Genomic DNA, 6,085 nt, shown 5'->3' on the forward strand with positions numbered 1-6,085 from the left:
TCATCCATTCATTTTATTTTTCTAGAAGATATGCCGGGACTTTTACAGGCATATCCAATAACTGCTGTGCAAAGGCTTTACCTTGCGGGTCAATACGTAAGCTTGCTACACCACCACCACCCAAGGCATTTTCCAACATAAAATTCAGAGCATTTAAACCTGGCAACTCATAACGAATCACTCTTCCTTTTTCAGCATCTAGAACATGTTGCATATAACTTGCAACAGCCTGTTCAGTCAGAGCTGTACGAATCCACGGTAAATATTCTGCTTTACGTGCAATCACGCCGATATTGCTATGATTCCCTTTATCACCACTGCGAGCATGTGCAATTTCAATCAAAGCAACTTCAATTTCATCTCCCTTATAAGCTGCACTTTCACCTGCTGTTAAAGTATTTAATTGCTGTGTAGAAGAACCTTGAAGAATCTCAACTGGATAGCGCTGCCCATCAAAATCAACCTCAACATTGATCTGATTTTTATCAATTAAAAATGAAAATAACTTAATGACTGGAGATGCTTTAGGTCGTCCACCAACAATACCGGCCAAGGCCGGAGCCATACCAGTTGAAGCCTGTGCAATTTCAGATGCAAAGAACATACATGCTTCTTTAAACATATGTTTTACGGCTATTTTGACTACAACTTCACGGCTATTTAATGCTTGGGCATGTTCTCCATAAGTACTTTCAATACCTAAAATCTCAATAGACTTTTCACTAAAAGGTGGCACCGAGCGCATTGCTAAAACACGCTCACATTTAGTCAAAATCGCATCAGCAATCACTTGCGCTTTTTGTGGTGCCTCACGACCTGCAATGAGGAAACTGACTAAAACCCGATAGCCATCAGGATAGGTTGCACTGACTTTATATTGCGCTGTCGGTGCTCGTCCTGTTGCACCCGTCACACGGACTCGATGCTCACCGACTTGCTCCAAATGTACCTGACTAAAATCAGCAATTACATCGGGTAGTAAATACGCTTGGGGATTACCAATTTCATAAACGATTTGCTCTGCAACCGTGGCGGTAGAAACTAGACCACCTGTCCCCTTTGGTTTAGTCACCACAAATGAGCCATCTTCACTCACTTCAACTATAGGGAACCCCATATTGTCGAAGTCCTGAACCAAGCGCCAATCGGTAAAATTACCGCCTGTACATTGCGCACCACATTCAATCACATGCCCAGCCAATGAACCTTGTGCTAACTTGTCATAGTCATCAAGAGACCATTGAAATTCGTGTAACAAAGGTGCCAGAACCACAGCCGAATCTACTACACGGCCCGTAATCACAATATCAGCCCCCAAGTTCAAGGCATTACGAATGGCCACAGCCCCCAAATAGGCATTACTACTTGCAACCTGATCTGGCAAAGGCTCGCCACTAAACATTTCTTGAATATTTTGTTGTTTTAGCTGTTCTTGTTTTGCTAAAAGATCATCGCCTAAAACCACAGCAACTTTTAGGTCTAAACCATATTCTTTAATTATTTTTTGCAAGGCATCACGACAAGCCAATGGATTAACGCCACCCGCATTACTAATCACTTTAATCTTTTTTTCTGCAATTTTTTTCAGTAGAGGTGCCATCACTCGGCTAACAAAATCCAAAGCATAACCATGTTTCGGCTCGACCATCTTTGCTTTTGCCATAATCGACATAGTGATCTCGGACAAATAATCAAAAACCAAATAATTAATATCGGTTAAATGTACTAATTGGAAAGCGGCAGTATTGGTATCACCCCAAAATCCTGAGGCACAACCTATTTTTACGACACGTTCATCAACCTGCTGATTACTTGCCATTTTATTTCTCATTATTTTGTTTAAAAATTACACTCAACATTACCAAGCAAGCGCTTGGTTTGTAAAGAGCAAAATGTTATTGTGGAATTGACCAAAACTGCCAAACTCGTCAAATCAGCTAAAACATTGAGGAATTTGGCAAACTTTTCCGTTAAATATTTTTATATAAAGGATCCAGCTTTCGCATGATTGCTACTTCAATTGAACAGATTCCAAATATCCCTTGCTTTGATGACAGCCCACGTGGGCGTTTATTACAGGGAGCTGCCTATCTATTTCATAAGCAAGGCTATGACAAAACTACTGTCCGTGAACTGGCTCAATTTATTGGAATTCAATCGGGAAGCTTATTCCATCACTTCAAAAGTAAAGATGACATCCTCGCTCATGTAATGGAACAAACTATTATTTACAATCTTGCTTGTTTGAAAGATGCTGCAAGCCAATCTACCGATCCAGAACAACAGTTACGTGCTCTCATTAAGGCAGAACTTATTTCAATTACTGGAGATACTGGTGCTTCAATGGCTGTGCTAGTTCACGAGTGGTTTGCCCTATCAAGGGAAAAACAAGATTACCTTTTGAAAATGCGTAATGAATATGAGCAAATTTGGTTAGATGTCATTGAAAAGTTACGCATAGAGGGCAAAATAAGACATGATGCATTTATTTGGCGACGATTAGTTGGTGGTGCAATTTCTTGGACTGTGACTTGGTATAAATCTGAAGGCAAAGTCAAAATTGATGAATTAACCGAAATGGTATGGGAGATGGCTTTGAAATGAGTCCAGTCTATTTGCGTAAACCTCAAATAAATGACTTGGCTGAAATTAAAGAAGCATATAAAAACAGTATTCAAATACATCAGCCTTGGACTTACCCACCAACTAACTTTCAAACATATTTAGAACAGGAACATCGTTATTTTGTTTGTTTAAACGAAAGCCATGCAATTGTCGGAACATTTAATATTTCGAATATTATTCGCGGCCACTTTCATTCAGCCTATTTAGGATATGAAGTATTTCATCCTTATCAAGGTCGTGGATATATGAAACAAGGTCTAAAGTTATTACTCATTGAAGCCTTCGAAAAACTAAAATTACATAGATTAGAAGCGAACATACAACCTGAAAACACCGCTTCAATTCAGCTTGTTGCAAATGCAGGGTTAATTAAAGAAGGTTTTTCTCGGCATTATCTTCGAATAGGGGGAAAAGAATGGAAAGATCATGAACGGTGGGCTATTTTAAATGAATTATGGAATGAAACCTCATGATAAATGACTCAAAAAGAGATAAGGCAGCTCAAAAGCCACCTTATAAATAGAATTAATAACCTAACTGCTTACTAATCAAATCTTTCATAATTTCTTCAGCTCCACCACCAATCATATTCACCTTCACTTCACGGTAAATACGTTCAGACTTGGTTCCACGCATAAAACCCATGCCCCCCAATGTTTGCACAGCTGCATCAGCACAAAATTGCATAGTGCGAGTCGCCACATTTTTCAACATTGAAATTTGTGCTACAAGCTCTGGCCCCTGTAGCTTTGGCTGAGTCATTTTCCAAGCAGTTTCTTCAAGTAATGCCCGTGTTGAGGTCAATTGCGTTGCCATATCTACCAATTTATGACGTACTACCTGATGGTCAATTAATCGCTTACCAAAAGTTTTACGTTGCTGAGCCCAATCTAAAGCCTCTTCATAACACACTAAGGCATAGCCATAAGCCACTACCCCTAAGAAAAAACGCTCCATATTAAAGTTATTCATAATGACTTTGAAACCAGCATTTTCTTTACCAAGAAGATTTGATGCAGGAACTCGTACTTGATCAAAATGCAAATGAGCTGTGTCAGATGCCCACCATCCCATTTTCTTCAAAGGTGTTTTAGTAATTCCTTCACTGTGTGCATCAATTAACAACATTGAAATACCCTCAGCACCCGATTTAGTAGGATCTGTGCGTACCGCAACCGTATAATAATCTGCCCGAATCCCTGATGTAATAAATGTCTTTTCACCTGAGACAATATAATAATCACCATCTCGAACAGCTTTGGTTTGTAATGCAGCAACATCTGAACCACCACCTGGTTCTGTAATCGCCAAAGCAGAGATTTTTTCACCAGAAATAATACTCGGCAGAACTTTAGCCTTTAATTCCTCACTTCCAAAATGCTGAATTGGCGGAGCGCCAATAGTGTGTACCATTAATGAAATATGTACTCCACCAGATCCAGCCTTTGCCATTTCGACGCCAGCCAGCAATGAGTAAAATGGATCAGCATCGGGAATGCCACCATATTCTTCAGAAAATCCTAATCCTAATAAACCAATCTCAGCAGCTTTCTTATATAGTTCTCTTGGAAATGTCTCGGCCTCATCCCATTCATTTACAAAAGGCGTCATTTCTTTTTGTACAAATCGTCGAACATTATCTGCAAAAGCAATATGTTGTTCATTATAGTAAATTGGATTGGATTGCATTTTTAGAAATACCCTGATGTTTTTATTTAATTCCAGCACCTATCTTGTCATGTTTATGATTAATCAAAAGTTGCAAGAATCTCCAATTTCTTGGCATAAAACATCAAACCTAATAATTCTTATAAAACTGTAAATTCTATACTCTTAAACAGCAACGAAATCCACGAGCAGCATAATAAGATTGTGCTCCATTATGATAAATAAAGACCCGACCATACCGACGGTCAGCAAAAATTGCTCCATCTAACTGTCTAATCTCATCTGGTGTTGCAAGCCAACTTGATGTTTTCAGATCAAACTCACCTAACTTTTGTAATTGATGGTATTGTTCTTCTGTTAGAAGCTCGACTCCCATTTCTATAGCGACATCAATTGCACTATTTTTAGGCGGATGATCTTTTCTAGACTCTAAAGCTTCACGATCATAACAAAGACTTCTACGGCCTTTTGGTGTCTCAGGAGAACAATCTACAAATAGATATTCATCTTTCCGTTGATCATCTGCTACTACATCAGGCTCTCCTCCCGTATTTTCCATTTCTTGTAACGACCATAGTTTTTCAGGAGATGAGATTAATTTTGCTTGTACATCGGACCAATCTATCTCTTTATGACGATGGATGTTCTTTTCAAACCTATTTTTTAACAGTTCAAGTAATATTTCTATTTGCTTTGAAGATAAGCTCTTTTTAGTTACCATTAAATAAGTCCTTTTCTGTACTAAACAGAACGTCCATCAAAATGATTTATTTTTAATTTTTCTAAATCTATATCATCTATACATCGAACATTAATCGCAAAGACTGAATTACCTTCAGCATCTATACCTTGAGCATAAGGATGAATACCACAATTTTTACAAAACTGGTGATTAATCACATGTTTATTAAATGTGTAATTAGCTAAAATTTCGGGGGATTCTAAAGAAATCTTAACTTGCTTACTTGGTAAGAACCAAAGTAAAGAACCTTTCTTTTGACAAATAGAACAATTGCAAGATAAAACCTCTGACAGCTCGCCTTCCGCTACAAATTTAATCTGGCCACAATGACAACTTCCCTTATATTCCATATTCTTTTCCCTTTATAATTCTTTATAACTTTTATAATACCCTTTCTAAAAATTCATTTTTTTATCACTTTGTAGAGTTTAATTGCTTCTTTATTACATAACCATATAAATTAAAAGGATGAATAAATATAATATTTTAGTACATTACAATTAGTTCCAAAAATATTGACACCGTTTGCATCTATTACCATTTTTAAAAGAGAACAAAGGTACCCCTAAGAACATGAACGCTAGAAAAGCTGATTTTTTCCCTTGTGTATAAGCTTCTATATCTTGAGCTCCACAATTAGGGCAGCACTCTTTATTCTCTCCAAACTCTTGTTCCAGTTCATTACTAAAATCCTTTTCAAGAAGAGACTTTGCTTCATCGACATAGTTTTGTGGGACTAATAGACAAACCCCACCTAAAGCATTGGAATAAAACCAATCCATATTAATAGTATGTTCATTTTCAATACGTGCAGGAATTCCAAAAGCCTCTAATTGAGTTTTTGCAATTTGCGCCTCATAAGGAAATGAGAATGTTTCAACCAAGATCCATTGCATAGTAGTTTTTAAATTTTACAAATAAGTTTAGAATCATCCTATTTCATCATAAATTGAATTATATTTATAATCTTACCTACGTTTCAGATTAATTTTTTTCATAAAAAAACACCCCCAACTATTGAGTTGAGGGTGTTTAGAATAATGAGCTGGC

7 protein-coding genes are annotated in these 6,085 nt (G+C 37.3%); 2 read left to right on the forward strand and 5 right to left on the reverse strand.

Going from position 1 to position 6,085, the window contains the following annotated elements:
- Positions 1-13: 13 nt before the first annotated feature.
- On the reverse strand, positions 14-1,819 hold the full coding sequence (locus OD757_RS00800) for an acyclic terpene utilization AtuA family protein (protein ID WP_263030544.1): 1,806 nt from the start codon (positions 1,817-1,819) through the stop codon (positions 14-16).
- A 185-nt stretch (positions 1,820-2,004) separates the two neighbouring features.
- Between OD757_RS00800 and OD757_RS00805 the strand changes: the two genes are divergently transcribed.
- A complete protein-coding gene (locus OD757_RS00805; protein WP_263030545.1) occupies positions 2,005-2,604 on the forward strand; it encodes a TetR/AcrR family transcriptional regulator in 600 nt (199 codons plus the stop codon).
- A complete protein-coding gene (locus OD757_RS00810) occupies positions 2,601-3,098 on the forward strand; it encodes a GNAT family N-acetyltransferase (RefSeq protein WP_263030546.1) in 498 nt (165 codons plus the stop codon). Before OD757_RS00805 ends, OD757_RS00810 begins: the two co-directional genes overlap by 4 nt.
- 52 nt (positions 3,099-3,150) lie before the next feature.
- Here the strand turns inward: OD757_RS00810 and OD757_RS00815 are convergent, their stop codons facing one another.
- The 4 genes from OD757_RS00815 to OD757_RS00830 form a co-directional block, all read right to left on the reverse strand.
- Positions 3,151-4,314 (reverse strand): acyl-CoA dehydrogenase family protein, encoded by a 1,164-nt coding sequence (locus tag OD757_RS00815; RefSeq protein ID WP_263030547.1) that lies wholly within the window; start codon positions 4,312-4,314, stop codon positions 3,151-3,153.
- A gap of 136 nt (positions 4,315-4,450) precedes the next feature.
- Entirely contained in the window at positions 4,451-5,014 is a 564-nt protein-coding gene (locus OD757_RS00820; protein WP_263030548.1) for a DUF4256 domain-containing protein, read from the reverse strand.
- A gap of 20 nt (positions 5,015-5,034) precedes the next feature.
- Positions 5,035-5,385, reverse strand: coding sequence for a GFA family protein (locus tag OD757_RS00825; protein ID WP_263030549.1), 351 nt, complete (start codon positions 5,383-5,385; stop codon positions 5,035-5,037).
- Positions 5,386-5,535: 150 nt separating this feature from the next.
- Entirely contained in the window at positions 5,536-5,931 is a 396-nt protein-coding gene (locus OD757_RS00830) for a DUF2007 domain-containing protein (RefSeq protein ID WP_263030550.1), read from the reverse strand.
- Positions 5,932-6,085: the final 154 nt, after the last annotated feature.

This window comes from Acinetobacter sp. AYS6 (assembly GCF_025630795.1).
GTDB lineage: Bacteria > Pseudomonadota > Gammaproteobacteria > Pseudomonadales > Moraxellaceae > Acinetobacter.

What these genes read in the sequence shown, in the direction of transcription:
- OD757_RS00800 (WP_263030544.1), bottom strand. Translation starts at nt 1,819, where the DNA reads ATGGCAAGTAATCAGCAGGTTGATGAACGTGTCGTAAAAATAGGTTGT.
- OD757_RS00805 (WP_263030545.1), top strand. Translation starts at nt 2,005, where the DNA reads ATGATTGCTACTTCAATTGAACAGATTCCAAATATCCCTTGCTTTGAT.
- OD757_RS00810 (WP_263030546.1), top strand. Translation starts at nt 2,601, where the DNA reads ATGAGTCCAGTCTATTTGCGTAAACCTCAAATAAATGACTTGGCTGAA.
- OD757_RS00815 (WP_263030547.1), bottom strand. Translation starts at nt 4,314, where the DNA reads ATGCAATCCAATCCAATTTACTATAATGAACAACATATTGCTTTTGCA.
- OD757_RS00820 (WP_263030548.1), bottom strand. Translation starts at nt 5,014, where the DNA reads ATGGTAACTAAAAAGAGCTTATCTTCAAAGCAAATAGAAATATTACTT.
- OD757_RS00825 (WP_263030549.1), bottom strand. Translation starts at nt 5,385, where the DNA reads ATGGAATATAAGGGAAGTTGTCATTGTGGCCAGATTAAATTTGTAGCG.
- OD757_RS00830 (WP_263030550.1), bottom strand. Translation starts at nt 5,931, where the DNA reads ATGCAATGGATCTTGGTTGAAACATTCTCATTTCCTTATGAGGCGCAA.